Raw genomic sequence first — 24,974 nt, forward strand, 5'->3', positions numbered from 1 at the left:
GGATCCAGTGTTTCGCTCATCATCGATCCTTCCCGCCAAGCAACGCTCGGCGTGTCAGACCAAGATCAAATCCACCGTTTCCCGGACACTCCCAATCTGCACCCTCACTTGGGATCTGCACTCAAAATAGGGCCCTATTCCGAGTGCAGATCCCGAGAGGGAGTGCAGATCTCGTCGCGGTGGGGCGGAGGGCCGTCGTTGATTGCCTCTGCGCGCTTTCTTGTCCGGCGCGTACGGAATTGCTGGCAATTCCGCGCGCGGCTGGATGATTTGCGCGCGGCGTGGTCCGGTTGTCGAGGAGGGGGTCAGGGGGTGAGGGGTTCGGGGGTGGGGCGGGTGTCGAAAGCTTTTCGGGCGGCGAGGATTTGGTGTTGGTGTTGGTCTGACCAGGTGCCGAGTGCTTGGCTGATGGCGGCGAGGCTTTCGCCGAGGGGGGTGAGGGAGTATTCGACCTTGGGTGGGACGGTGGGGTAGACGGCTCGGTGGACCAGGCCTTCGCGTTCGAGGGTGCGGAGGGTGCGGGTGAGCATCTTCTGGGTGATGCCGTCGAGGCGGCGGCGGAGGTCGTTGAAGCGGACGGGGGTTTTGTTGTCGCGCAGGACGACGAGGACGAGCAGGACCCATTTGTCGGCCAGCACGGCGAAGATCTCGCGGGCCGGACAATTGTGCACGTAGCTCTCGACCAGGGTCGGGGTCGCAGTATCCATTGGGTACCTCGGGATCATTAAAGTGCCTTCTTTCCAATAGATACTAGGTCGCCGCAGAATCGTGGGCATGTTGGTAATCATTCAACGCACATTCGGCGGTCCGGACGTTCTCGAAACGGTGGAGGTGGCTCGGCCGCAGCCGGGACCGGGGGAGGTGTTGGTGCGGGTCGTCGCGACCAGCGTCAATGCGGCAGACTGGAAGGTTCGGGTCGGACGGGTGCCCGATCTCGGAAGTCCGCCGCTGACATTGGGATTGGACGTTTCCGGGACCGTCGAGGAGCTCGGGCCCGGCGTGGCACAGTTCCAGATCGGCGCTGCCGTCTATGGGATGGTGATGGGCGGTGCGAACGCCGAATACCTAGTGGCACAGGCGCATACGTTGGCGCCGAAACCGGCGAGCCTGGACCACACCCATGCGGCGGCATTGCCGGTGGCGGCCTCGACCGCCTGGCAGGCGCTGGCCGCCGTCGGCGCGGGGCAGCGCATCCTGGTGCACGCGGCGGCCGGTGGCGTCGGTCACCTCGCGGTGCAGATCGCCAAGCATCGTGGCGCCTACGTGATCGGCACTGCCCGCGCCGCCAACCACGAGTATCTGCGGGAACTCGGTATCGATGAGGCGATCGATTACACCTCAGTCGATTTCGCCGACGCCGTCGGTGACATCGATGTCGTGCTCGACCTCGTCGGCGGCGAATACGGAGCGCGCTCACTGCGCGTGCTGCGCCCTAACGGTCGCTACCTCGACATGCTGGGCGATGCCGAGGCCGATCCGCGCGCCGCGAACGATCCGCGCTACGAACGCTTCTATGTCGAACCCTCGGGTGTCTCCCTGCGTGAGATCGCCACTGCGGTCGACCGCGGCCACCTGCGTGTCACGATCGATCAGGTCCTGCCCCTCGCCGATGTGGCAAAAGCCCACCAGCTCAGCGAATCCGGCCGAGTCCGCGGCAAAATCGTACTGACAGTGTGGAATTCGTAGCGGATCAGCTCGGCGTGAGCTGCCGGAGGCGGGGTTCGAGTTCCTGCTGATAGAAGTCGATGAACCCGTCCGGATCCGGCCCGGCATTCTGCATGACGAGGTGGTCGAAGCCCGCGTCGACGAACTGCTGGGCCACCTCGACATAGCGGGCCGGGTCCGGGCCGCAGGCGAACTGCTGCACCACGTCCTCGATGCGCACGGTCTTGGACGCGGCATCGAAGTTCACCGGATTCGGCAGCTCGCTCATCACCTTCCAGCCGGTCAAGGCCCAGCGGGTCGTCTCGAGCACGGCCTTGGCGGCGGTCTCCTCATCGGGCGCCCAAGCCATCGGAACCTCCGCATAGCGCGGCCCGGCACCGCCGGCCGCCTGATACCGCTCGACGATCTCGGATTTCGGTTCGGTGGCGAACAGCCCGTCCCCGAGCTCGGCGGCGATCCGCGCCGAGGGCGGCCCGCTGGCGGCCACCGCGATCACCGGAAGTTCGTCGGGCAGATCGAAGACCCGCGCGTCCGACAGCGACAGGTAGCGGCCGTCGTACGAGCGATACCCACCGCGCCACAGCAATCGAATGATCTCCAGCGCCTCACGCAACATCTCCTGGCGCTTACGCACCTCCGGGAACTCCCGCGCGACCACATGCTCATTGAGCCGCTCACCCGAGCCGACGCCGAGGGTGAACCGTCCATCGGACACCAGCGCCAGCGTCGCCGCGGCCTGCGCGATGATCGCCGGGTGATAGCGGACGGTCGGACAGGTGACCCCGGTCGCGAGGCCGATCCGCTCGGTCTGCGCGGCGATCGACCCCAACACCGTCCACGCGAACGGCGAATGCCCCTGGACGTCGAGCCACGGGTGATAGTGATCGCTCACCTCGACGAAGTCGAAACCGGCGGATTCCGCCCGAACCGCTTGACGCATCAGCTCTTTCGGCCCGAAGGCCTCTGCGGCCAACTTGTATCCGATCTGCACGGCTACCTCCTCGGCGTTGTCGGCTACCTGCCGCCGACATACCCGACCGTGCGGTGCGGAAACCAGGACTAACCGCGAACCGCGTGCACCACGTCGGCGTGCAGGCCGTCCGCGCGCGCCACGAGTTCCTCGATGCGCAGCAAAACGGGGGCGAATCGGTCGCCCTCCTCGGCGGGCAGCGAGGCCACGTTGATCTCGATATTGAGCTGCGAGCTGGCGGCCGCGGCCCGGCAGGCGTCGGCGGCGGCGCCGATATCGGTGACCACGTTCGGATTGCCGATCGGGAACAGCTCGGCGGCCAGCGAAAGCACCTCGTCGGCCTCATCGACCACCGCCGCGGGCACTCGCACGGCCTCGACCAGCGCGGCATTGATCGTCGCGGTACGCACGGCGACTTCCGCCGCGGTGTCCTTCGGCAGCTTGTAGGCGGCACCGACCGCGGTGAACGCGGCGGCATCGGCGTCGGCCAAGGCCAGCGCGCGAGCGCGGGCGGCGTCGGCGGCCTCGATGATCCGGTCGACCACCGGCCGGTTGTCCGCATCCTTGGCGCGGGTGGTGTAGCGCGCGACCATCGCGACGAGCGCGGCGGCCTGCGCGGCATGCAGCGCGGCGACGGCCCCGCCGCCCGGCGCCGGGATCTTGGCGGCCAGATCGGACAGGTACTGCGCGAGCGTGGCCTCGCCGAAGGAGGACGCAGTTTCCTGGGACGATGTGCTCGGCTGCGACACGGGTTGATGGCCTTTCATCGTGCGGCGCGGGTGGGGAGTGCGCGGTCAACGCTACCGGTTCGGCCGTCGCGGGACCCGGCCGGTGCGGCGCGAACCCGTAGCCGCCGTTATGTTGAGTGCTATGCGGATCGGATTGGGCATCAACTACTCGGGCGGTTTCAAAGAAGCGGCGGCCGAGGTCGCCGACCTGGAGCGGGCCGGCCTGGACATCGTGTTCGTCCCCGAGGCGTACTCGTACGACGCGGTGAGCGCGCTCGGCTACCTGGCGGCCAAGACCTCGCGGATCGAGCTGGCCTCGGGCATCCTGCAGATCTACACCCGCACCCCGAGCCTGACCGCGATGACCGCGGCCGGCCTCGATTTCGTCTCCGACGGCCGGTTCATCCTCGGCCTCGGCGCGTCGGGCCCGCAGGTGATCGAGGGCTTCCACGGCGTGCCCTACGACGCGCCGATCGGGCGCACCCGGGAGCTGGTGGAGATCTGCCGCAAGGTGTGGCGGCGCGAGCGGCTCGAATACCAGGGCAAGTACTACCAGATCCCGCTGCCCGAAGGTAAGGGCACCGGTCTGGGCAAGGCGCTGAAGCTGATCAATCATCCGGTGCGCGAACGCATTCCGGTGCTGCTCGCGGCGATCGGCCCGAAGAACGTCGAGCTGACCGCCGAGATCGCCGAGGGCTGGCAGCCGATCTTCTTCCTGCCGGAACAGGCGAACAAGATCTGGGGCGAGTCGCTCGAGGCCGGTTTCGCCAAGCGTGACCCGCAGCTCGGCCCGCTCGAGGTGTACGCGAGCCCGGCGCTGGCCATCGGCGACAACGTCGAGCCGCTGCTGGAATTCGTGAAGCCGCACCTCGCGCTGTACATCGGCGGCATGGGCGCCAAGGGCAAGAACTTCTATCACACGCTGGCCACCAAGTACGGCTACGGCGCCGAGGCCGACCGCATCCAGGAGCTCTACCTGGCGGGCAAGAAGGAAGAGGCCGCGAAGGTCGTGCCCGACGCCCTGGTCCGCGACATCTCGCTGGTCGGCCCCGCGAGCTTCGTCAAGGAGCGGGTCGCCGCCTTCGCCGAGGCGGGCGCCACCGTGCTGAACGTGTTGCCGATGGCGGCCACCCCGGCCGAGCGGGTCAAGCTGATCGAGCAGCTGCGCGAACTCTGCTGAGCGCGAACGACCGCGGCGTCTCGCCTCGAACGAGGGGAGACGCCGCGGTCGGTACGGATTCGGGTCAGCGGTCGCGGAAGCCCGCGAGCGCCGCCGCCAGGGTGGAATGCACGGCGAACACCTGATCGAGATTGGTCATCCGCAGCTGCCTGCTGGTGGCCGGGCCGTCGGCGACCACGGCGATCGCGGTCGAGTCGCCCGCGCGCTGGTGAGTTGCGACGAGCACCGCCATGCCCGCCGAGGCGAGGAAGCTGACCGCGGTCAGATCGATGATCAAGGCCGCGGGTTTGCCGTTGAGGATCGCCTCGATCGAGCTCTCCAGCGCGGGGGCCGTTGCCAGGTCGACCTCGCCTGCCACAGTGAGGACCGTCGCACCGTCTTGGGAAGCGACGGTGGTGGTCATCGTGTCCGCGAGGGGATACGCGTCTCCGGAAGTGTTGGTCACAACATCACAACACACAAGTAGCGGGAAATTCGCAACCTCGGCGCGTTCATAAGAACAAACACTACCGCAGGACGCTCACCGAAGTTGCCGTTGCGCCGCTTCAGAATAGGAGCGTTACCGGCGGGTCTGCTCAATGGCTGGTCGCGGGACTCGGGTTCTGCCACGCGGTGGCCGGCCGAGACGGATGCAACTGCCTGCCGTCGCCGAAGAACTCGCAGAACTTCATGATCAGCGAATCCCAGCCGACCTGATCGACATGCTCGGTGCCCGTAATGCTCAGCTCGTCGGCCACATGAGGGCGCCGGGTGCGCTCGGCGCGCACCTCGCCCTCGAGCTGAATCGGAGACTCGGGCACTGCGCGTGCACTCACGACACCGGGCGCGGCAGTAAAACGACGCGGCGTCAGCCCGAGGCGCGACGGTTGGTGCCGCGCAACGGGTTCGCCACCGGGAAGGCGATCGCGGGCAGCGTCACCGACATGCGGACGCGGGTGCCCGGTCCGGTGTGATCGATGTCGAGTTCCTCGGTGAGTGCGCGCATCATGTCGATGCCGCGGCCGCGGTAGCCGGGGTCGGCCGAGCGCGGCTTCCAGCTGCCCGTGTCTTCGACCGTGATCACCACCGTCTCGGTGTTGCAGGTGGCGGTCAGTTCGACGCGGTTGGTGTCGCCGGCCGGGTCGCGCAGGGCTCTGGCGACGCGGCCCATCGAGCGGTCGGTGCTCTCGGGGCGGCCGGTCGGCACCGCGCCGTTGCGGTAGGCGTGCTCGATGCTGTTGCTGCAGGCCTCGTTGGCGGCGGCCACCAGATCGGACGCCAGGTCGTGCGGCACCGCGGCGGCGGCCAGCCAGGCCTTGAGCGTACGGCGCAGTGCCGCAAGCTCATCCGCGTGCGCGGGGACCTCCAGCCGCAGCGGTGCGGGCGGTTGGCGATACACCACCATGGCGACGTCGTCGTCGTAGCCCGCGGCGGGCCGCAGGCGCGAGAGCACCGCATCGGCGACCTCGCGCGGCAGCTTGGCCGAGGTGTCGGCGAGCACGTCGGCGATCTTGGCGAAGCTGTCGTCGATATCGACGCCGCGCTGTTCGACCAGTCCGTCGGTGAACAGCACCAGCGTCGAGCCCGGCGTCAACGCGGTGGTCGCCTCCGGGCGGCGCGGGGTATCGAAGGTGGCCAGCGGGAACGAGCGCCCGCCCTCCAGCAGGCGGCCGGTCGCGTCGACATCGGCCAGGATCGGCGGCATGTGGCCCGCGCTGCTGTAGCGGACCAGGCCGCGCACCGGATCGAGCACCGCGGCGCACACGGTGGTGCACATCGCGCCCGGAATCCGGCCCGCGACGGTGTCCAGCTCGGCGAGCAGCTGCGCCGGACCGGCCCCGCGTATCAGCAATGCTCTTGCGGCCGTACGTAATTGGCCCATCACCACGGCGGCGGACAGGCCACGGCCGACGCAGTCGCCGACCACCACGCCGATGGTGCCGTCGCGCAACGGGACCACGTCGTACCAGTCGCCGCCGATCTCCAGCGGCGGCAGCGCGGGCTCGTAGTGCACCGAGAACCGTGGCGGCAGTTCGATCGGGCCGAGCATGGCCCGCTGCAGCGTCAGCGAGGTCGAGCGGGCCTGATCGAAGTTGCGTGCCCGCTGCACCGCGAGGCTGAGGTGCCCGATGAGTAGCGAGAACAACGTCCAGTCGGCGGCGCTGATCGCGCGCGGTGCGGCGAAGCGCAACCACAGTGCGGCATCACCGGTTTCGCCGAGCGGCGCGACGATGCCCTCGGAACTGTCGGTGCCCTCCGGGATCGCGAACAGGCTGCGGCCCGGTCTGCGTCTGGCTCGATCCAGCATTGCCCTTGCGCGCGCGTCCAATTCGGCGCTCTCGGGCCCGTTCGGCGTGCCCTCGGCACCGGAGACGTACACCTCCGGCTCGACGTGCCTGCTCGGCCACACCGACACCACCGCGGTCTGCGCGCCGACGGTGCGCCGCAATTCGTCGAGGCCGACCGCGAGCACCTCGACCACGCTGGTCGCCGCGCCCACCGCGGTGGCCAGCCGGGAGGCGGCCTGATCGCGGGCCTGCGCGTCGTGCTCGGCGGTGACGTCGCGGATGGTGCCGACGAAGATGCGTTCGTTGTTCTCCGGCTTGATCAGCGCGCTGGTGCTCACCGCCAGCCACACCGAGCGGCCGTCGCGGTGCCGGATCGGAATGACGAAACGCAGTGCCTCCGTGCCCAAATCGGGGTAGCGCGGCCCCTCCGGCATCGACCACGGATGCGGCAGCGGATAGGGCACATCGGCGGCGCCGTATCCGGTCAGCGCGCCGAACGCGGAGTTGACCTCGACGATCGCGCCGTGCGAGTCGGCGACGAAGAAGCCGTCCTGCAGCGACTCGACCAGGGCGGTGCGGAAGGCGTCCCGTCCGGCGAGATCGTCTGCGCGCGTGCGCTGTTGCTCGTAGCGGCCGACGCCGTCGAGATAGCCGCGGGTCGCGATATCAAGTGCGGCAAGGGTTTGCAGCAGGAACTCCAGCGCGGACTCGGCGAGGCGAACATCCCGCTCGGCGATGCCGGCGTCATGCTCGGCGGCCTGCACCACCCGGAAGTGGTTCTCGTTGAGGTCGAGCAGGCTGATGCCCTCGACCAGGGCCCGCCTGCCGAGCTCGTATCCTTCGGCGAGGGTGGCCTGGGTCGGTGAATCCAGGTGTCGCCGTAGTGCTTTCGCGTACTCGTCGAGGAAGTCGGCCAGTGCTGTCATCGGACACGGCCCCTCATGACGTCGGGCCCAGCGCAGCGCCGCGGTGCCGGGCCGCGAGCACCAACGCGTCGTCGGTGTCCTTGGCGTGCTTGCCGAGGATGTCCGCGGTGATGTCGGCGGTGGACTTCGACAGGTCGATCGCGTCGGCGGATTCGCTGACGATGCCGTCGGTGGACATCAGCAGCAGATCGCCGGGACGCACGTGAATGGTCTGCGGTTGCAGGTTCTGCGGCAGCCGGTAGCCGACGATCCCCGCCGTCAGCAGGATGGTCGCGCGGACGGCCAGCCCCGCCGGACTCACGGTGAGCACCCGGGACTCGACATTGCCGACGCCGAGCCAGCGCACCGTGTCGCTGGGATCGAACAGCGCCAGCGATACCGCGGCGCCTCGAGTGTCGGCCATGGCCCGATGACAGAGCACCATCAGCACGTCCAACGGTTCGGCGCGGTTCTCCGAGAGCACCTGCGCGGCTCGATCGGCGGCGTCGGCCGCGGCCGCGCCATGGCCGAGTCCGTCCAGCACGGCGAAAAGGACGGTGCCGCCGCCGGTATCGAGGATGAGGCCGCGATCACCGGAGACGCGTTGGCCGGGCAGGGCGCGACCGGCCACCGCCCACTCGATTCGGCCGATGAACCCGTCGTCATGCACCGTTGGGTACCCACTTCCACATCTCCACCAACGTGCCCTTGCCCGGCGCCGAATCGACGAGTAGCCGATCCATCAGCCTGCGGGCGCCGGGGAGACCGAGTCCTAGTCCGCGCCCGGTCGAATAGCCGTCCTCGAGCGCGCGGGGAATGTCGATGATGCCGGGTCCTTGATCCTCGGCCTGGACCACCAGTGCCTGACGACCCTCCCGGTCGTCGACCATCAGCCTGATCTCGCCGCTGCCCGCGTAACTGGTGATGTTGCGGGCGATTTCGGAGATGGCCGTCGAGATCATGGTGCGGTCTGTCAGTGTGAATCCGAGCTTCGCTGCCAGTTCGCGGCCTGCCTGACGTGCGATCACGATGTCGCCCGACACTCTGACCGCGATCACCAGGTTCTCAGCGGCCACTGTCACGACCATCCCGCTGGCGTGGGGAGGCGGTCTTCTTGTTGAGCCAGGCCAGGCCCTCTTCGAGGTCGAGGGCCGTGTGCATGTCCTCGAAGGTGAGCCCGAGTTGCACCATGGCGAACGCGACTTCCGGCTGCAGCCCGACGATCACCGTTTCGGCGCCGCGCAGCTGCGTCATGTGCGCGATGGTACGCAACGATCTCGCCGCGAAGGAATCCATGATGTCGATCGCGGTGACGTCGACGATGATTCCGTGCGCTCGATATTTGCTGACCTGTTTCATCAGGTCGTCCTGCAGGCGTTCGGTATCGGCGTCGGTCAACGCTGATTGAACCGACGCGATGAGATAGGTGCCCTGTTTGAGAATCGGTACCGGCATGTGCCCGCCCTGATCTAGCGGCCGTCGCGTTCGGTAACCCGTTCGGCGACTCGGGAAACCTCGTAACCCAGCAGACGTTCGGCTTCCTCGATACCGCCTTGGAGGTCGCCGACCGCATTCATCTTGGACAGATCGAGCCCGATGGTGACCAGCGTCAGCGCGATCTCCGAGGAGAGCCCGGTGATGATCACGTTGGCACCCATCAGGCCGGACGCGTCGACCGTTTGCACCAGGTGGTTGGCCACGGTCGAGTCGATCTGCGGCACACCGGTGATGTCGATGACGACCACCTTGGCGCGGTTGGCCCGGATCGCGCGCAGTAGCTGTTCGGTGAGCTGCCTGGCGCGTTGACTGTCCAGCACGCCGATGATCGGCAGGATGAGCAACTGTTCACGCACCTGCAGAACAGGCGTGGACAGCTCGCGGATCGCCTCCTGCTGCTGCCGGATCACGCGCTCGCGCTCCTGGACGAAGGAGACGCCCACGGTGTTGGCGATGCGGTTCGCGGCCGGCTCGTAGGCGTCGAGCACGGCGTTGAGTAGCTGGAAGTCGGCCTGGTACTTCTCGAACAGCGAGCGGGCCAGCACGTCACGCAGCAGCAGCACGATGCCGAGGACCTCGTCGGTCTCGACGCCTCGCGGAATGATGCGCTCGGACAGGTCGCGGGCGTAGGCCTGCAGCGCCTCGACGCTACCGGTCTCGAGCACCTCGACGTAGTTGTCGTAGACGGAGGTCGCCTCGGAGAAGATTTCCTCCGGGGTCATCGCGGTCAGGAGCTGAGCGTCGGTGATGCGGCGAGCCCACTCCTCACGCAGCGCGGTGCGGTTCTGACGCAGATGCTCGACCAACTGCGGAAGCAGGTTGTCGACCGGTCCCGCGGTCAGCGAATCCGCCGAAAGGCTCATGGACACCTCGGACATGGAAACTCCTGCCCCTTTCGACGGTTTGTTGAGTCGGATCATCGTGCGTTCGGCCGTGAGACCGACACCGAGCCTAGTCATACCCCAACCGTGTTGCGGATGAAACCTGCCCGTTGTTCGCTTGCGATTCACGACGGCCGTGTTTTTCCCGCCCCGCCGACTCCATCGGCTGCCGTCCCCGGCGCGAAACCGCGTTCCAGTCCACGCAGCGCTTCCTCCAGATAGACAGTGAGATCCGCGTCGGCGCGGGCCAGCCAGGCGTCGAAGGCGGCGCGCGCGGCGGCCAGTGTGGTGCGCCCGACGGCCAGCGGGATCAGGGCGTTGTTCGGTTCGCCGAGTCTGCGGGCGGCGAAGTCGCTGACCGCGCGTTCCCAGGCGTCATAGTGTGCGCCCGCGGTGGCGGCCAGCGCCGGGATGGTGGCGACCAGTTGCATGCGGGTGCGTAGCTCCGGCACGTCCTCGGCCCGATACCGATTGGCGTTCACGACAACTCGACGAACCGCGGTCATCATCGCAACATCGTCGGGCACTTCGGCGAACGCGGTGCGCAGAGCGGTGACTTCGTCATCGAACTGGTACCAGAGCACCTCGGCCTTGGTGGGGAAGTAGCGGAAGAACGTGCGGCCGCTGACGCCGGCCGCGGCGGCGATCTGCTCGACGGTGGTGTCCTCGAAGCCCTGCTCGGTGAACAGCCGCATGGCGATCAGTTCGAGTTCGCGTTTGCTGGTCCCGCGCGGGCGGCCGCGGGTGCTTCTTGCTGTCACGAGGATTGATTATGTCAGTGACTGACGATAATCTGGCGAGATGTTCGAAAGTGTCGCAGGCCACAGCCGCGTCGCGGCTGATTCGGCCCGCGCGGTGGCCGATCTCACCTGGCCCGAGGCCGGGAAGCGGGCCGCCGCCGATGCGATTCTGGCCGTCGCGATCGGCGCGACCGAACAGCACGGACCGCATCTGCCGCTGTCCACCGACACCGATATCGCTTCGGCCCTGTGTGCGCGGCTGGCCGCCGTGCGCTCGGATGTGCTTGTCGCTCCGGCGATTCCATACGGCGCCAGCGGCGAGCACGCGGGGTTTCCCGGCACGCTGTCCATCGGGCAGGCCGCGCTGGAACTGCTCGTCGTCGAATTGTGCCGCTCGGCAACGGATACCTTCGACCGCATCCTGCTGGTCAACTGGCACGGCGGCAACCTCGAACCGCTGCGGCGCGCGGAAACGCTGTTGCGCAGCGAGTCCCGCGACGTGCGCGTGTATCTGCCGCGCTACCAAGGTGATCTGCATGCCGGCCGCTCGGAAACCGGCGTTCAACTGGCACTTTCGCCGGATCGGGTGCGGCTGGACCGCGCCGAGGTGGGCGATGTCCGCCCGCTCGCGCAGCTCATGCCGCTACTGCGCGGCGCGGGGGTGCGCTCGGTCAGCGCCAACGGCGTGCTCGGCGATCCGACCGCGGCGAGCGCCGACGAGGGCGCGGCGCTGCTCGACCACCTGACCACCGACTTGCTCGACCGAACCCGGCTCTGGTGGCCGGCAGCTTCCTTGGAAAGGACCGTCCAACCATGAACCCGTGGTTCGAAACCGTTGCCGAAGCGCAGCGACGTGCGAAGAAGAGACTGCCGAAATCGGTGTACGGCGCGCTGATCGCCGGATCCGAGCGCGGGCAGACCATCGAGGACAATCAGCAGGCGTTCACCGAGCTCGGTTTCGCCCCGCACGTCGCGGGCAGCATCGGCGACCGCGATCAGTCGACTACCGTACTCGGCCAACACCTTTCGATGCCGGTGATGATTTCGCCGACCGGCGTGCAGGCGGTGCACCCGGACGGTGAGGTGGCGGTGGCCCGCGCGGCGGCGGCCCGCGGTATCGCGATGGGGCTCAGCTCCTTTGCCAGCAAGCCGATCGAAGAGGTGATCGCGGCCAACCCGGCGACCTTCTTCCAGATGTACTGGTGCGGAAGCAAAGACGAGATCCTGCAGCGGATGGCGCGGGCGAAGGCGGCGGGCGCGGTCGGGCTGATCCTGACCCTGGACTGGTCGTTCTCGCACGGCCGGGACTGGGGGAGTCCGGTGATCCCGGAGAAGCTCGACCTGCGCACCATGCTGAAGTTCGCGCCGCAGACCCTGGCCAGGCCGCGCTGGCTGGCGACCTACGCGAAGTCCGGGCACATCCCGGATCTCACCGCGCCGAACATGGCCATCGGCGACGGCCCGGCCCCCGGGTTCTTCGGTGCGTACGGCGAATGGATGGGCACGCCGCCGCCGGATTGGGCGGACGTGCAATGGGTTTGCGAGCAGTGGGACGGTCCGGTGATGCTGAAGGGTGTCATCCGGGTCGATGACGCGCTGCGTGCGGTCGATGCGGGCGTCGCGGCGATCTCGGTGTCCAACCACGGTGGCAACAACCTGGACGGGACCCCAGCGGCCATCCGGGCGCTCCCCGCGGTGGCCGAGGCGGTGGGCACACAGATCGAGGTGGTACTCGACGGCGGCATCCGACGCGGCAGCGACGTGGTCAAGGCCGTGGCGCTCGGTGCCCGCGCGGTGATGATCGGGCGCGGATACCTGTGGGGCCTGGCCGCGAACGGGCAAGCGGGCGTGGAGAACGTACTCGACATCCTCCGCGGCGGAATCGACTCGGCGCTGCTCGGATTGCGCAAGACGAGTGTCGCCGAGCTCGATCGCGGCGACATCGTGGTGCCCGCGGGGTTCGAGCGCGCGCTGGGGGTGCCGACTGGTTTTCGCGAATCGTTTGCTGGGGCAAGCGAAGTGGTGGTTGCCGCGGCTGGATCGAACGATGTCGGCACCGAATCAGCCGGTGTGGTAATCGAATCGAACGGCGAGGGAGCCGAGCCGGGGAGTGCGACAGCCGAATCGGACAGTGTGGCGGCCGAATCGGCCAGTACGGCCCGAGTCGGGTAGCGCGGCGGCCGGGTTGGGCAGTGTGGCGGCCGAATCGGCCAGTACGGCCCGAGTCGGGCAGTGCGGCGGTCGAGTCGAGCAGTGCGGCGGCCGAGTCGGGAAGTGCGGCAGCCGAATCGGCCAATGCGGCAGCCGAAACCGCCGACGTGGCAGTCGAGTCGGATAGTGCGGCAGCCGTATCGGCTAGTACGGCCTGAGTCGGTTAGTGCGTCGGCCAAATGCGGCCGAAGCCGCCGACGTGGCAGTCGAGTCGGTTAGTGCGGCAGCCGTATCGGCTAGTACGGCCCGCGTCGGATACCGCTGCGGCAGCGTTGGCCAGTGCGGCGGCCGCGTCGGATGGCGCGGCGGCCGAAGCGAGTAGTGCGGCAGCCGAATCGGCGGCGCAGCCGGAGGCGGCGAGTACGTCTGCCCGAGTGGTCAGTTAGTCGCTCGTCGTTTGGCGATGATGGGCGAGCAGTGTGTCGTAGATGTCGATGAGCGCGGTAGCCGAGCCGGTGGCGCGCTGGCCGAATTGGCCCGTGTCGCCACCCGGGTCGAATGACACTGCAGCCGAATCGGTGGGCACGGTGGCCGACTCAGCCCGTGTGGCAGCCGAGGATCCCAACGCGGTAACCGGATCAGCCAGTGCTGGATCGAATCAGGCGGCCTGGCAGCCGAGTCGGACGGTGCGATGACTGAATCGGGCAGCGCGGCAGTCGAACCGGACGGTGCGATCACTGGATCAGGCGGCACGGCAGCGAGTTGGGCAGCATAGTGACCTGATCGGGTCGCCAAGCAACCGAATCGAACGGTCCAGGCGTCGATTCAGCTGGCGCGGCAGCTGAGTCAGTGGTGCGGGTACCGAGTCGGGCGGCGCGGGAGTCCGCAGTGCGGCCGGAGGCGGCGAGTACGTCTGCCTGACTGGTCAGTTCTCGCTCGTCGTTTGGCGATGATGGGCGAGCAGTGTGTCGTAGATGTCGGCGAGCGCGGCCAATTGCTGGCGGTCGAGGATGTCGATCATGTGCTTGCGGACGCTGACGACGTGTGCGGGTGCGGCGCCGGTGAGGACCTCGGCGCCGCGTGGGGTGAGGCGGGCCGCGGTGCGGCGGGCATCGTCGGGGATCGGTTCGCGGACCACGAGTCCGCGCTTCTCCATCCGGGTGATCTGATGCGACAGCCTGCTCTGCGACCACTCGAGTTGCGCGGCGAGCTCGGCGAAGGTGCAGCGGTGTTCCGGGGTTTTGCTCAGGAACGCCAGCACCGAATATTCGACGTAGGTGAGGTTCGACTCGCGGGCCGAGTCTCGCCCGACCGCCGCGGCGATGAGGTCGCGGGTGCGCACAAAGCCCACCCAGGCACGCATTTCGACGTCATCGAGCCAATGGGGATCGGTCACGATAGCGCTCCAAACTCTGGCGTGTCATACATTGTCGCGCTCCGTTGTGCGGCACGCGACGGTGTTGCGGCGAACCGACGCTTGGACGTCCGAACGCTTTTGTGTGGAACGACAGGTAGCACCCTCGGGGTTGAACGTGCAACCTTTTGTGTCAACTGCCCGGGATAAGCCTTGCCTAACCATCGTGTGACGTAGCCGGGTGGATACGCTCGCTGTGCCTGTGACCAGCCCCGCTGAGCGCGCTCTGAAACCCGCGCCCAGTTTTTTGGCCCCGACCTGCCCGAAGGAGTGCGTCCCGTGACCGCGCCGGACTTCCACTATTCAGACCTGCTGCCGATCGGCGCCGACGACACCTCGTACCGGTTGCTCACCACCGAGGGCGTGCACACCTTCGAGGCCAACGGCCGGACCTTCCTGCAGGTGGAGCCCGAGGCGCTGCGCCTGCTGACCGCAGAGGCGATGCACGACATCAGCCACTACCTGCGGCCGACGCACCTCGCGCAGCTGCGCAAGATCATCGACGACCCGGAGTCCAGCGGCAACGACCGCTTCGTCGCGCTGGACCTGCTCAAGAACGTGAACATCTCCGCGGGCGGCATCCTGCCGATGTGCCAGGACACCGGCACCGCGATCGTCATGGGCAAGAAGTCCGAGGGCGTGCTGACCGGCGTGGACGACGCCGAATGGATCAGCCGCGGCGTGTTCGACGCCTACACCAAGCTGAACCTGCGTTACTCCCAGCTGGCCCCGATCACCATGTGGGACGAGAAGAACACCGGATCCAATCTGCCCGCGCAGATCGAGTTGTATTCCACGCCAGGCGATCCCGCGCAGCCGGCGTACAAGTTCCTGTTCATGGCCAAGGGCGGCGGGTCGGCGAACAAGTCGTTCCTGTACCAGGAGACCAAGGCCGTGCTCAATCCGACGCGGATGCTGGAGTTCCTGGACGAGAAGATCCGTTCGCTCGGCACCGCGGCCTGCCCGCCGTACCATCTCGCGGTCGTGATCGGCGGCACCAGCGCCGAATTCGCGTTGAAGACGGCCAAATACGCCTCGGCGCACTACCTCGACCACCTGCCGACCGAAGGATCGCTTGCCGCGCACGGGTTCCGGGATCTGGAGCTGGAGGAAGAGGTCTTCAAGCTCACCCAATCCTTCGGCATCGGTGCGCAATTCGGCGGCAAGTACTTCTGCCACGATGTGCGTGTTGTCCGGCTGCCGAGGCACGGTGCCAGCTGCCCGGTGGCCATCGCGGTGTCCTGCTCGGCCGACCGGCAGGCGCTGGCCAAGATCACGGCCGAGGGCGTGTTCCTGGAGCAGCTCGAGCGCGAGCCCGCGCACTACCTGCCGGAGCAGACCGAGTCGATCCTCGGCGGCGACGTGGTGCAGATCGACCTGAACCGGCCGATGTCGGAGATCCGTGCCGAGTTGTCGAAATACCCGGTGAAGACCCGGCTTTCGCTGACCGGTCCGCTGGTGGTGGCCCGCGACATCGCGCACGCCAAGATCAAGGAGCGCCTCGACGCGGGCGAACCGATGCCGCAGTACCTGCGCGACATGGCCGTCTACTACGCCGGACCCGCCAAGACCCCCGAGGGCTACGCGTCCGGCTCGTTCGGCCCGACCACCGCAGGCCGGATGGACTCCTACGTCGACCAATTCCAGGCCGCGGGTGGCTCTTTCGTCATGCTCGCCAAGGGCAACCGCTCCGCACAGGTGACCAAGGCGTGCCACGAACACGGCGGCTTCTACCTCGGCTCCATCGGCGGCCCCGCCGCCCGCCTCGCCCTGGACTGCATCAAGTCCGTCGAGGTCCTCGAATACCCCGAGCTGGGCATGGAAGCGGTCTGGAAGATCGAAGTCCAAGACTTCCCGGCCTTCATCGTCGTAGACGACAAAGGCAACGACTTCTTCGCCGAAACCCAGAAGCCCATCGCCCTACGCGTCCGCACCCGCTCAGCCGAACGGGTCTGAGCCGATATTCGCCGGTGATGCGCTCCGGCCGGGATCCTGGCAGTAGGGGAGCCGGGCGGCCGCGCGTTCCGGTCCCGCATTCGCGGCTTGCCAGCGCTCGAATAGCCCAGGCTGTCAACGGTTTCGATGGGTTAAGTGGTGGCTGTTGATGAGCGCGCCGGTGGGCGGGTTTCGTGATCGTCGACGGTGGACGCAGCGGATGTTGGACCGTGTCGGGTGACTTTCGTTGTTGGTTGCGTGCCGGGGTGTGGGGTGCGGTGCTGCCGAAGCAATAACCGTTCAGGAATGTCTGCTGGTCCGGGAATGATTGGGCAATGCTGGGCGCGTCGTGTGCCGTCCCCGGCCTTACCCTTACGGTCAGGCGCGCGACGTGATCTTCCAGCCTGGCTGGGTGGCTGTGGTGCTGTTCTCGAGATTCTCGGGCAGGTAGGTGTGTCGGGTGCGGTGTAGCCGGTGGTGCCGCGCGAGCCTGCGGATTGCCACTTGACGCACGGTGCATCGTCTTGATGCATGCTGCAGCTTGCGTCAAGAGGATGTCCCGTACGTCAAGTCGTCGTGGCCGCGTCGAGTCGAGTCACATGGCCGGGGGCAGTCCCGCTCGCGGAGATCGAGTCGAGTCGAATGGTCATTGTTGATGATCAAGTAGCGACCTTTTGACTCGGCTCGGTTCGTTGTCGGGTGGCGGCGGCTGCCTGGCGATGCTGGAACGGGCTATTGCACACCGAACTTGGGTTCTCACCGAACTCGGGGCAGTCCCTCAAGTCGCCGTGGCTGAGTTGAGTCGAGTCACATGGTCGTTCGCGGAGATCGAGCCGAGTCAAATGGTCGTTGCTGATGATCAAGTAGCGACCTTTCGACTCGGCTCGATTCGTTGCCGGGTGATGGCGGCTGCCGACGACGCTGAGACGGGCTATCGCACACCGAACTTGGGTTCCGAAGGTCTCGATACGCCGCCACGGCTGGCGACCCTGGCTGGCGGGCTGTGGTGCTGTTCCCGAGAGGTCTCGGGCAGGTGAGTGTGTCGTTGGTGGTGCCGAGCGAGCCTGCGGATTGCCACTTGACGTAGGTTGCATCGTCTTGATGCATGCTGCTGCCTGCGTCAAGTGGATGTTTCGTACGTCAAGTCGTCGTGGCTGCGTCGAGTCGAGTCAAATGGTCGTTGTTCAAGATCAGGTAGCGACATTTTGACTCGGCTCGATTCTTGGTTGCTCACCGGAGCTACTCGACAACGCTGGGAGTGGCTGTTGCGCACCGAACTTGGGTTCCGAAGGTCTTGAGAGGTCTCGGGAGGGGAGTGTGTCGGGTGCGGTGTCGTTGGTGGTGTCGAGCGAGTCTGCGGATTGCCACTTGACGTAGGTTGCATGGTCTTGATGCGTGCTGCAGCTTGCGTCAAGTGGATGGTTCGTACGTCAGGTCGGCGTGGCTGCGTTGGGTCGAGTCACATGGCCGGGGAGACCCGTTCGCGGAGATCGAGTCGAGTCGAATGGTCGTTGTTGAAGATCAACTGGCGACCTTTCGACTCGACTCGATTCGTTGCCGGGTGGCGGCAGCTGCCGGGCGATGCTGGACCGGGCTATTGCACACCGAACTTGGGTTCCCACCGAACTCGGGGTAGGCCCTCAAGTCGTCGTCGCTGCGTCGAGTCGAGTCAAATGGTGGTTCGCGGAGATCGAGTCGAGTCGAATGGTCGTTGTTGAAGATCAAGTAGCGACATTTTGACTCGGCTCGATTCTTGGTTGCTCACCGGGAGCTACTCGACGACGCTGGGAGTGGCCGTTGCGCACCAAAACTTGGGTTTCGAAGGTCTCGAGAACGGCACCACAGCCAACCAGCCAGGCTGGAAGATCACGTCGCGCGCCTGACCGTAAGGGGAAGGTCGGGGACGGCACACGACGCGCCCAGCATTACCCAATCATTCCCGGACCAGCAGACATTCCTGAACCGTTATTAGATCGGCAGCACCGCACCCGACCACCCGGTACGCAACCAACAACGAAAGTCACCTGACACCAGTCCAACACTCGCTGCATCCGCCATCGATGATCACGAATCCCAACGGACGTGCTCATCAACAGCCGACGCCCAGCGAAATCGGACACCACCCCTCCTTCGCGTAGGTGCTCAACCCTTTACACATCTCTCGGCACCTGAGGGATATGTGAACGATTAAGCAGGTGTGCGAAGAAGAACCTATCTGGCGCTTGGTTAACAGCTAGAGCGGTGCCGGACCCCGACGTACACCGTGGATCAGCCAGTTGCGCGACGGTATGCCAGAGTGGCGCGCAGCCGGCCTTGCTTGCGTGGTTGGACGTTGGCGAGGGTGATGTCGCCGCTGTAGTGGGCGAGGACGCGATGGTCCATCACCGCGCGCCACAGTGGCGGGATGGCGGCGAGCACGACCATGGTGGCGTAGCCGGCGGGCAGTTGCGGTGCCACTGCCGAACTGCGCAAAGTCTGGTACCGGCGTCCAGGATTGGCGTGGTGGTCGCTGTGGCGCTGTAGGTGGAACAGGAAGATGTTGGTCACCAGGCGGTCGCTGTTCCAGCTGTCCCGGGGAGAGCAGCGGGCGTAGCGGCCGTTGCTGCGGCGGGCGCGTAGTAGGCCGTAGTGCTCGACGTAGTTCACCGTTTCCAGTAGTGCGATCCCGATCACCGCCTGTAGGGCGAGCCAGGGCAGGATGTGCCAACCGAACAGGGCGACCAAGGTGCCGAAGAGGACGAGGCTCATCGTCCAGGCTTGCAGGATGTGATTGTCCACGTCCCACCAACCCCGATCTTTGCGGGCGAGGCGTTCGCGCTCCAGCCGGATCGCCGAGCGGAAACCGCCGGTCACGCTGCGCGGCAAGAACTCCCAGAGCGATTCGCCGAGCCGGGCGCTGGCCGGATCCTCCGGCGTGGCTACCCGCACGTGGTGGCCGCGATTGTGTTCGACGAAGAAGTGCCCGTACGCCGATTGGGCGAGCGCGATCTTGGCCAGCCAGCGTTCCAAATGCTCTACCCGGTGCCCGAGCTCGTGCGCGGCATTGATGCCGATGCCGCTGACGAAGCCGAGAGTTGCGGCGAGGCCGAGCTTGTCGACGCCGGTGAGCTCGTCGCCGGCCCACAGATAGCTCGCGATGCCGAGCCCGAACAGCTGGATCGGTAGGAACAGATAGGTGCACCAGCGGTAGTAGCGGTCGCCGGAGAGCAGCTCGTAGTCCTCGTCGCGCGGGTTCGCGCCGTCCTCGCCGACCACCCAGTCCAGCACCGGGATCACCAGCAACACGATGATCGGCCCGATCCACCAGAAGACAGGCGCGCCGGTGTGCAACACGAGCTGCGAGGGGAGCAGCGCACACATCGGTGCGATCAGACCGAGCATCCACAGCGGGCGTTTACGGTCCTGACCTCGGGGCTGGCGACGGTTGATCTTCCTGCTTCTTTCCGTGTGATTCCGGCCACGGGCAACCGTAATCTGTTGTGACCGCTGAATTATCCACGGTGCGTTTGTTGGGTTCGATAGCAGAGTCGCCGAGACCTCGGCTCTTGTTACGGATGTGGAGCGAAAGTGTTCCGAATCGTGACAGCCCGCTCCCGCCGGTGTGTCGGATCAGTCGCATCGCCGGTGGTCAGGCCGTGCCAGACTGGGCCGCATGGCTGGAGGGCAAATACCGATCGCGAATGTGTCGGACACCGCTCGATGGGTGGCCGCCTACCGTGCGCGCGAGTCCGCGCGCCCCGACGCGCTGTTCCACGATCCGCTCGCCGACCGGCTGGCCGGCGCGCAGGGACACACGATCGCCGAGATGGCGCCGCGGGTCATGCGCACCGGCTGGCCGGTGGTCACCCGCACCAAACTCATCGATGATCTCATCGCGAAGTCCATTGCCGAGGGCTGCGATCGAGTGCTGAATCTGGCGGCCGGGTTGGACACCCGCCCATACCGTCTGGCGTTGCCTGCCGACCTCGTCTGGGTCGAGGCGGATCTGCCCGAGATCCTCGCGGAGAAGGACAACGCGCTGGCGGGGGAGACTCCGCATGGCGTATTGATCCGCCGCGCAGTCGATCTCGCGGATCCCTCGGCGCGCGACAAATTCCTCGATGAGGCGCTCGGCGCGATCGGTCCGGTCAGCACGCCCGCGACCAAGGCGCTGGTACTTACCGAAGGCTTACTGTTCTACCTCGATCAGGCGACCGTGACCGATCTGGCTCGCACCTTGATCCGGCCCGAAATCGCTTGGTGGATGGCCGATATCAGTTTCCGAATGGACCGGGTGCGGGCCGGTTCGATGTTCGAGAACGCGCCGCGGAAATTCGATCCGCCCAACGGTCTCGCCTTTTTCGAGGAACTCGGCTGGCAGCCGATGGAGAGCGAGAACCTCCTGGTGCACGCGCGCAAGCTCCGGCGCGCGCCGTGGTTTTTGCGTCCGTTCACGTACCTGCCCCAGCCCGATCCGCGCAAGCCGCTGCGCAACCCGTGGTCGGCGGTGATCCGTTTCCGGCACGAAACAGGGCCGGTGACCTGATGTTTTCGCTAACAAAGCGATTGCTGGGCCGATGCGCGCTCGAATCGCACTCCGATCGGCCGTCCGGTCCCGGATAAGGCGAGTTTCTGCGCCAGATAATTTCCGGGCTTTGTCGATATCGTCGGCAAAATAGCGCGGCCGGTTTCGCTGAGCCGCTGGGAAATTACGGCCGTGCGGCGGCGAGTGTACGGTCTGAACTGGGCGTTCCATTTTCGTGGAGGCTTTTGTGCGGACACACAAATGTCACCCCGATCGCCGGAGTGACGTCGCCCTTTCGCGAGGCACCCTTAGCGATGAAGATCATTGATGCCGTTCATCGCAGATGCCATTGAAGGTCGAGGAGGGCAATGAGTACGTCCAGAGTCATCACGACAACACTGCGTCTCTCGCAATCCGCCAGCCGCCGGTTGGCCGCACGTGCCGCACGCGAGGGTACTACTTCTACCGCATTGCTCGACCGCCTCATCCGGGAGGGGGTCGACCAGCTCGATCATCCCGGCATTGTCTTCCGCGGACCGATGCACGATCGGCGCGCCGCGCTGGTCGCGGGTCCCGATGTCTGGGAAGTCGTTGCCCGCCTACAGGAATTGGACGGTCCGGTCGAGCGGCGCATCGAAATATTGAGCGTGAAGTCGAGCCTGCACAGCAGCAAGATCAAGATCGCCATCGACTACGCCCGCGACCACGGCAGCGAGATCATCGAGCGGATCGGGCGCAATCGCGAAGCGGCCGAAGCGATTCGCCGACCGGCGCCGGTGCGGACACCCGCCGTCGAACGGGACCACCTCACGCTGGTCACTCCGCTGCGCGAGTGATTCGGCCGAATTGTCCGGTGTCGGAGTCGAATTGTCCGTTGTAGTGGCTGTTCACATCACTGGGGAGCGAATGTGCACACACTTTGGTCGCCTGTGCACAAACCCCGCTCGGCCTGCGGACGAACACCCCTCGAGTCCGTCGGGGTGCCGTCCGCGGCCTGATCGGGGATGCGCGGCCGTAGCGGGGGGCCTGGCAGAAAACGGTACGGTCGTGAAACTTGGTAAACCACCGCAATTTTCGCGAATCGGACTGGTAGCACTCGCCCGCACATTGTGATCCACAGCACTGGGATAGATTGTGGATAACCCCCGTTCCTTGTGGATGAAGCATTTGCCAGACAACGGATTTCGGGTAAGCATGTGCCATGTCCATTGACTATGACCCCTCGTCGAACCGTCCAGCGCGCCGCACGCCGACCTCGAACGTGGCTGAACCGTGGCAATCGATGCCGCCGATCCACGGTATGGCCGGTGGTATGGTGAGGCATATGGCGACACGGAAGATCACCCTCACGGTCGATGAGGCGGTGCTCGCGGACCTGCAGCAGGGCGCCGCCGCTGCCGGGATGCAGCTGTCGCCGTATTTCGCGCGCTGCGCGCACAGTTGGATGCTGTATCAGGACGCCATCCGCTCGGCGGCGCGTGACCGCAGCCTCGGTATGCACGAGGTCGACGTGGCCGAGGCGGAACTCGCCAAGCTACACGCGGCGGATGCCGACGCTGAAACGCGTCGCGGCCCGCGCGCATGAGGCGGGGCGAGGTTTACGAGTTCGAGCGCGACCGGCCTTCCCGCGAGAACGATCCCCGCACGCCATACCGCGTGATCGTTTCGGCGGACTATCGGCTGCCCGACGAGCGTGTTCGGGTGCTGACCGCACCCGTCGAACGCTTGGACCCGCAGTCCATGGTCGCCGTCCTGCTCGGCAGCGCAGACCCGGTGCAAGGGTGGGTCCGGGTGGACCTGCTCACCAGCACCTATCGGCCGTGGCTGTCCGGGCCACTCGGCGAGCTCAGTGCCCAGACGATGGAGAGCCTGTCCTCGAAGCTCCGGATCGAACTAGACATCTGAGTGTCGGCGGCGACTTCGGTCGTCGCCGGCGTCGACCGTTACCATCGCCGACATGGTGTTGCGGAGTGATGTGCGGAATCGACTAGCGCTCGGTCTACCGGTGGCGGTGCTGCCCGCGCTGGTGGTGACGGGTTTGCTGGCACCGCAGGCGGCGGGGCAGGCGGCGCCGATCGATCAGCGGGAGGCGCTGGGGTCGGCGGCGGGAACCGAGGGGTTGGAGCCGGGGCTCGCGGTGGCGTATTCGCTGGCGGAGAGCGAGGCGCACGCGCAAGGTGTGCCGTTGTCGATCACCTCGGGGTATCGCACGCCCGCCGAACAGCAGCAGTTGTGGGACAACGGCGTGGCGACCTACGGCAGCCCGGAGGTGGCGCGCCGATGGGTGCTGCCGCCCGAGGAGTCGACGCACGTGTCGGGCCGTGCGGTCGATGTCGGGCCGCAGGCGGGCGCGCAGTGGCTGGAGGCCAACGGAACTCGCTGGGGACTGTGCCGGATGTACGACAACGAGTGGTGGCATTTCGAATTGGCCACCCGCCCCGGCGGAGTCTGCCCGCCTATACGGCCGGACGCCAGCAGCCGGTAATCAGCCTCTTTCGCGCAGTAGATCGAAGACCTTGGTTTCGTTGAGATCGCCATAACCGGCTTCGACGAGCCGGCTGAAAATGTCGTAAGCGGCATGGCCGAGCGCGGCCGGACCGGCCACGCTGTCGGATAGTTCGACGCCGATGCGAGTGTCCTTGAGGCGTAACTCGGCCGTGAAAGCGATATCGCGATCGTGCACTCCGTCGAGCATGATCCGGCCGACGCGCGCCACCGTCGGGCTGATCCGCGAGAGGGTGTCCACGACTGTTGCCAGCTCCAGCCCGGCAAGTTCCGCGACCCGCAGCACCTCCGCCGTCGCGGCGATCTGGATGGAGCCGTGCAGGTTCTGCAACAGCTTGTATGCGGTACCCGCGCCGACCTCGCCGAAGCGAATAATGTTGGTGCACAATGGTTCCAGCAGGGGGCGAGCCGCTTCGAGATCGGCAGGGTCGGCCCCGACGAACAGCGTCAACGCACCCGCCGCGGCCACCTCCGGCAGCCCGGTCACGGGGGAGTCGAGGTATCGAAGCCCTTGCGCGCCAGCCTGTTTCGCCAGCTCCAGCACCCACGGCCGGGAGATCGTCGAGCATTCGACAGCGAACGCGCCGGGTGCGAGGTCGGCGGCCAATGCGCCGTCCGCGCCGAGCCAGACCGTGCGTGAGGCCTCGTCATCGGCCACCATCGAGATGATCGCGTCGGCCTGCTCGGCCGCCGCACGCGGCGTCGCAGCCGGCATTGCTCCGGCTGAAATCAGTTCCGCCGCTTTGGCTGCCGACCGATTGAACACGGTCACCTGGTGCCCAGCGGCCAGCATTCGCGCCGCCATCCCCGATCCCATGCGCCCCGCCCGAGAAAGCCTATTTTCGCCATCCCGGCACCCTACCGAGCCCCGGTAAATCAAAGGTGATCTCGAGGCTGAGCTCGCCGGTCCTGGCCGCCGGGTCGTCAACGCCGGACGGTCGAGCTGTCAGACTGCGAAGATGAACGATTCGGTGCGGCGCCGCGGGCGCCCGGCCAGGCTCTCGCAGGACGCGATCCTTCTGGTCGCACAGGAGATCGTGGAGTCCGGCGGGATCGACGCGCTGACCATGCGGGCCGTCGCGGAGCGCCTGTCGAGCTCGCCGATGGCCATCTACCGGCACGTCCGCGACAAGGATGAGCTGCTGTTGTTGTTGCTCGACCGTGTCGCGGCCGCGCTGGAGCGTCCCGAATTGCCTGCGGATCCGCGGCAGCGGCTGGTGGTGTTGTGGCGGTTCCTGCATGACCGGTTGGTGGCGAATCCCTGGGTCGTCGGTGTGCTGGCGGGCGGCGACCTGGCCGGACGCTCGATTCTGTGGTTGATCGAGGAGATACTCCAGGGGTTCCTCGCCTGCGGACTCACCGCCGAGCAGGCGGGTGCCGCTTACCGGGCGGTGTGGCAGTACACCGTCGGCGTGCTGACCATCCGAATCGCGATGGCGCGCACCGACTCCGAGCTGGATCGCCCGCGCTTCCAGGCGGAGATGATCGCCTCGGTCGATCCCGGGCACTCCCCGGCCATCGCCTCGTTCGCGGGCGAGTGGCCGCACGCCTGGGACAACTTCGAGTTCGGCCTCAACGCACTGCTCGACGGGCTGATCCCGCGCTCTTGACAACCTCTCGCCTATTTTGTGT

General features: G+C 66.7%; 25 protein-coding genes and 1 pseudogene. 11 read left to right on the forward strand and 15 right to left on the reverse strand.

The annotated features are described in order from the left end of the window. Positions 1-305 precede the first annotated feature (305 nt). A complete protein-coding gene (locus ACFWF1_RS39640) occupies positions 306-707 on the reverse strand; it encodes a winged helix-turn-helix transcriptional regulator (protein WP_379290266.1) in 402 nt (133 codons plus the stop codon). Between the two features lie 67 nt (positions 708-774). Here ACFWF1_RS39640 and ACFWF1_RS39645 point away from each other — a divergent pair, with 67 nt between their 5' ends. Beyond that, on the forward strand, positions 775-1,686 hold the full coding sequence (locus ACFWF1_RS39645; protein WP_379290268.1) for an NADP-dependent oxidoreductase: 912 nt from the start codon (positions 775-777) through the stop codon (positions 1,684-1,686). A gap of 4 nt (positions 1,687-1,690) precedes the next feature. On the opposite strand, the gene ACFWF1_RS39650 is transcribed toward ACFWF1_RS39645, so the two are convergent. Next, positions 1,691-2,656 carry a TIGR03557 family F420-dependent LLM class oxidoreductase gene (locus tag ACFWF1_RS39650; RefSeq protein WP_379290270.1) on the reverse strand — a complete coding sequence of 322 codons (966 nt, stop codon included), beginning with the start codon at positions 2,654-2,656 and terminating at the stop codon, positions 1,691-1,693. A 68-nt stretch (positions 2,657-2,724) separates the two neighbouring features. After that, complete coding sequence (locus ACFWF1_RS39655) at positions 2,725-3,384, reverse strand: cyclodeaminase/cyclohydrolase family protein (protein ID WP_379290272.1); 660 nt, start codon at positions 3,382-3,384, stop codon at positions 2,725-2,727. A 121-nt stretch (positions 3,385-3,505) separates the two neighbouring features. Here ACFWF1_RS39655 and ACFWF1_RS39660 point away from each other — a divergent pair, with 121 nt between their 5' ends. Continuing rightward, a complete protein-coding gene (locus ACFWF1_RS39660; RefSeq protein WP_379290273.1) occupies positions 3,506-4,543 on the forward strand; it encodes an LLM class F420-dependent oxidoreductase in 1,038 nt (345 codons plus the stop codon). A 64-nt stretch (positions 4,544-4,607) separates the two neighbouring features. Here the strand turns inward: ACFWF1_RS39660 and ACFWF1_RS39665 are convergent, their stop codons facing one another. The 8 genes from ACFWF1_RS39665 to mftR all read right to left on the reverse strand — a co-directional run bounded on the left by ACFWF1_RS39665 (position 4,608) and on the right by mftR (position 10,854). Continuing rightward, positions 4,608-4,946, reverse strand: a complete 339-nt coding sequence (locus ACFWF1_RS39665; RefSeq protein WP_379290455.1) for an STAS domain-containing protein — start codon at positions 4,944-4,946, stop codon at positions 4,608-4,610. A gap of 172 nt (positions 4,947-5,118) precedes the next feature. After that, a complete protein-coding gene (locus ACFWF1_RS39670) occupies positions 5,119-5,343 on the reverse strand; it encodes a hypothetical protein (protein WP_379290274.1) in 225 nt (74 codons plus the stop codon). A gap of 47 nt (positions 5,344-5,390) precedes the next feature. Continuing rightward, positions 5,391-7,736, reverse strand: a complete 2,346-nt coding sequence (locus ACFWF1_RS39675; protein WP_379290276.1) for a SpoIIE family protein phosphatase — start codon at positions 7,734-7,736, stop codon at positions 5,391-5,393. 13 nt (positions 7,737-7,749) lie between these two features. Continuing rightward, positions 7,750-8,385 carry a SpoIIE family protein phosphatase gene (locus ACFWF1_RS39680; RefSeq protein ID WP_379290277.1) on the reverse strand — a complete coding sequence of 212 codons (636 nt, stop codon included), beginning with the start codon at positions 8,383-8,385 and terminating at the stop codon, positions 7,750-7,752. Further along, positions 8,378-8,803, reverse strand: coding sequence for an ATP-binding protein (locus ACFWF1_RS39685; protein ID WP_150404521.1), 426 nt, complete (start codon positions 8,801-8,803; stop codon positions 8,378-8,380). Before ACFWF1_RS39685 ends, ACFWF1_RS39680 begins: the two co-directional genes overlap by 8 nt. Further along, a complete protein-coding gene (locus ACFWF1_RS39690; RefSeq protein WP_107660644.1) occupies positions 8,781-9,170 on the reverse strand; it encodes an STAS domain-containing protein in 390 nt (129 codons plus the stop codon). The genes ACFWF1_RS39685 and ACFWF1_RS39690 overlap by 23 nt, the downstream gene beginning before the upstream one ends. A 14-nt stretch (positions 9,171-9,184) precedes the next feature. Further along, complete coding sequence (locus tag ACFWF1_RS39695; protein ID WP_040735778.1) at positions 9,185-10,090, reverse strand: STAS domain-containing protein; 906 nt, start codon at positions 10,088-10,090, stop codon at positions 9,185-9,187. A gap of 128 nt (positions 10,091-10,218) precedes the next feature. Continuing rightward, a complete protein-coding gene (gene mftR / locus ACFWF1_RS39700) occupies positions 10,219-10,854 on the reverse strand; it encodes a mycofactocin system transcriptional regulator (protein WP_379290280.1) in 636 nt (211 codons plus the stop codon). Positions 10,855-10,894: 40 nt separating this feature from the next. Between mftR and mftE the strand changes: the two genes are divergently transcribed. Both mftE and mftD read left to right on the forward strand, forming a co-directional pair. Further along, entirely contained in the window at positions 10,895-11,650 is a 756-nt protein-coding gene (gene mftE / locus ACFWF1_RS39705; protein WP_379290282.1) for a mycofactocin biosynthesis peptidyl-dipeptidase MftE, read from the forward strand. Continuing rightward, a pseudogene (gene mftD, locus ACFWF1_RS39710) lies at positions 11,647-12,813 on the forward strand (pre-mycofactocin synthase MftD); the annotation flags it as partial. The gene mftE and the pseudogene mftD, both read left to right, overlap by 4 nt. A gap of 1,096 nt (positions 12,814-13,909) precedes the next feature. On the opposite strand, the gene ACFWF1_RS39715 reads toward mftD, so the two are convergent. After that, positions 13,910-14,380: a MarR family winged helix-turn-helix transcriptional regulator gene (locus ACFWF1_RS39715; protein WP_379290286.1), complete on the reverse strand. Its 471-nt coding sequence runs from the start codon at positions 14,378-14,380 to the stop codon at positions 13,910-13,912. A 297-nt stretch (positions 14,381-14,677) separates the two neighbouring features. On the opposite strand from ACFWF1_RS39715, the gene ACFWF1_RS39720 reads away from it, so the two are divergent. Continuing rightward, positions 14,678-16,354: a fumarate hydratase gene (locus ACFWF1_RS39720; protein ID WP_379290288.1), complete on the forward strand. Its 1,677-nt coding sequence runs from the start codon at positions 14,678-14,680 to the stop codon at positions 16,352-16,354. A gap of 357 nt (positions 16,355-16,711) precedes the next feature. Here the strand turns inward: ACFWF1_RS39720 and ACFWF1_RS39725 are convergent, their stop codons facing one another. Together ACFWF1_RS39725 and ACFWF1_RS39730 are read right to left on the reverse strand one after the other, a co-directional pair. After that, positions 16,712-16,837 carry a hypothetical protein gene (locus tag ACFWF1_RS39725; RefSeq protein ID WP_379290290.1) on the reverse strand — a complete coding sequence of 42 codons (126 nt, stop codon included), beginning with the start codon at positions 16,835-16,837 and terminating at the stop codon, positions 16,712-16,714. Between the two features lie 1,764 nt (positions 16,838-18,601). Further along, positions 18,602-19,693 (reverse strand): alkane 1-monooxygenase, encoded by a 1,092-nt coding sequence (locus ACFWF1_RS39730; RefSeq protein WP_379290292.1) that lies wholly within the window; start codon positions 19,691-19,693, stop codon positions 18,602-18,604. A gap of 292 nt (positions 19,694-19,985) precedes the next feature. Between ACFWF1_RS39730 and ACFWF1_RS39735 the strand changes: the two genes are divergently transcribed. The 5 genes from ACFWF1_RS39735 (at position 19,986) to ACFWF1_RS39755 (ending at position 23,322) form a co-directional block, all read left to right on the forward strand. Then, the gene (locus ACFWF1_RS39735; RefSeq protein ID WP_379290294.1) at positions 19,986-20,858 is read left to right on the forward strand and encodes a class I SAM-dependent methyltransferase; all 873 of its coding nucleotides are present in this window, start codon (positions 19,986-19,988) and stop codon (positions 20,856-20,858) included. A 347-nt stretch (positions 20,859-21,205) separates the two neighbouring features. Then, positions 21,206-21,673, forward strand: a complete 468-nt coding sequence (locus tag ACFWF1_RS39740) for a hypothetical protein (protein ID WP_379290296.1) — start codon at positions 21,206-21,208, stop codon at positions 21,671-21,673. A gap of 488 nt (positions 21,674-22,161) precedes the next feature. Beyond that, complete coding sequence (locus tag ACFWF1_RS39745; protein ID WP_379290298.1) at positions 22,162-22,422, forward strand: hypothetical protein; 261 nt, start codon at positions 22,162-22,164, stop codon at positions 22,420-22,422. Between the two features lie 71 nt (positions 22,423-22,493). Further along, on the forward strand, positions 22,494-22,742 hold the full coding sequence (locus ACFWF1_RS39750; RefSeq protein ID WP_379290300.1) for a hypothetical protein: 249 nt from the start codon (positions 22,494-22,496) through the stop codon (positions 22,740-22,742). A gap of 52 nt (positions 22,743-22,794) precedes the next feature. Continuing rightward, complete coding sequence (locus tag ACFWF1_RS39755; RefSeq protein ID WP_379290302.1) at positions 22,795-23,322, forward strand: M15 family metallopeptidase; 528 nt, start codon at positions 22,795-22,797, stop codon at positions 23,320-23,322. On the opposite strand, the gene ACFWF1_RS39760 is transcribed toward ACFWF1_RS39755, so the two are convergent. Then, positions 23,323-24,159: an NAD(P)-dependent oxidoreductase gene (locus tag ACFWF1_RS39760; protein WP_379290304.1), complete on the reverse strand. Its 837-nt coding sequence runs from the start codon at positions 24,157-24,159 to the stop codon at positions 23,323-23,325. 142 nt (positions 24,160-24,301) lie between these two features. On the opposite strand from ACFWF1_RS39760, the gene ACFWF1_RS39765 reads away from it, so the two are divergent. Then, positions 24,302-24,952 carry a TetR/AcrR family transcriptional regulator gene (locus ACFWF1_RS39765; protein WP_379290306.1) on the forward strand — a complete coding sequence of 217 codons (651 nt, stop codon included), beginning with the start codon at positions 24,302-24,304 and terminating at the stop codon, positions 24,950-24,952. Positions 24,953-24,974: the final 22 nt, after the last annotated feature.

The sequence above is a fragment of the Nocardia sp. NPDC060255 genome (assembly GCF_042727395.1).
Taxonomy (GTDB): domain Bacteria; phylum Actinomycetota; class Actinomycetes; order Mycobacteriales; family Mycobacteriaceae; genus Nocardia.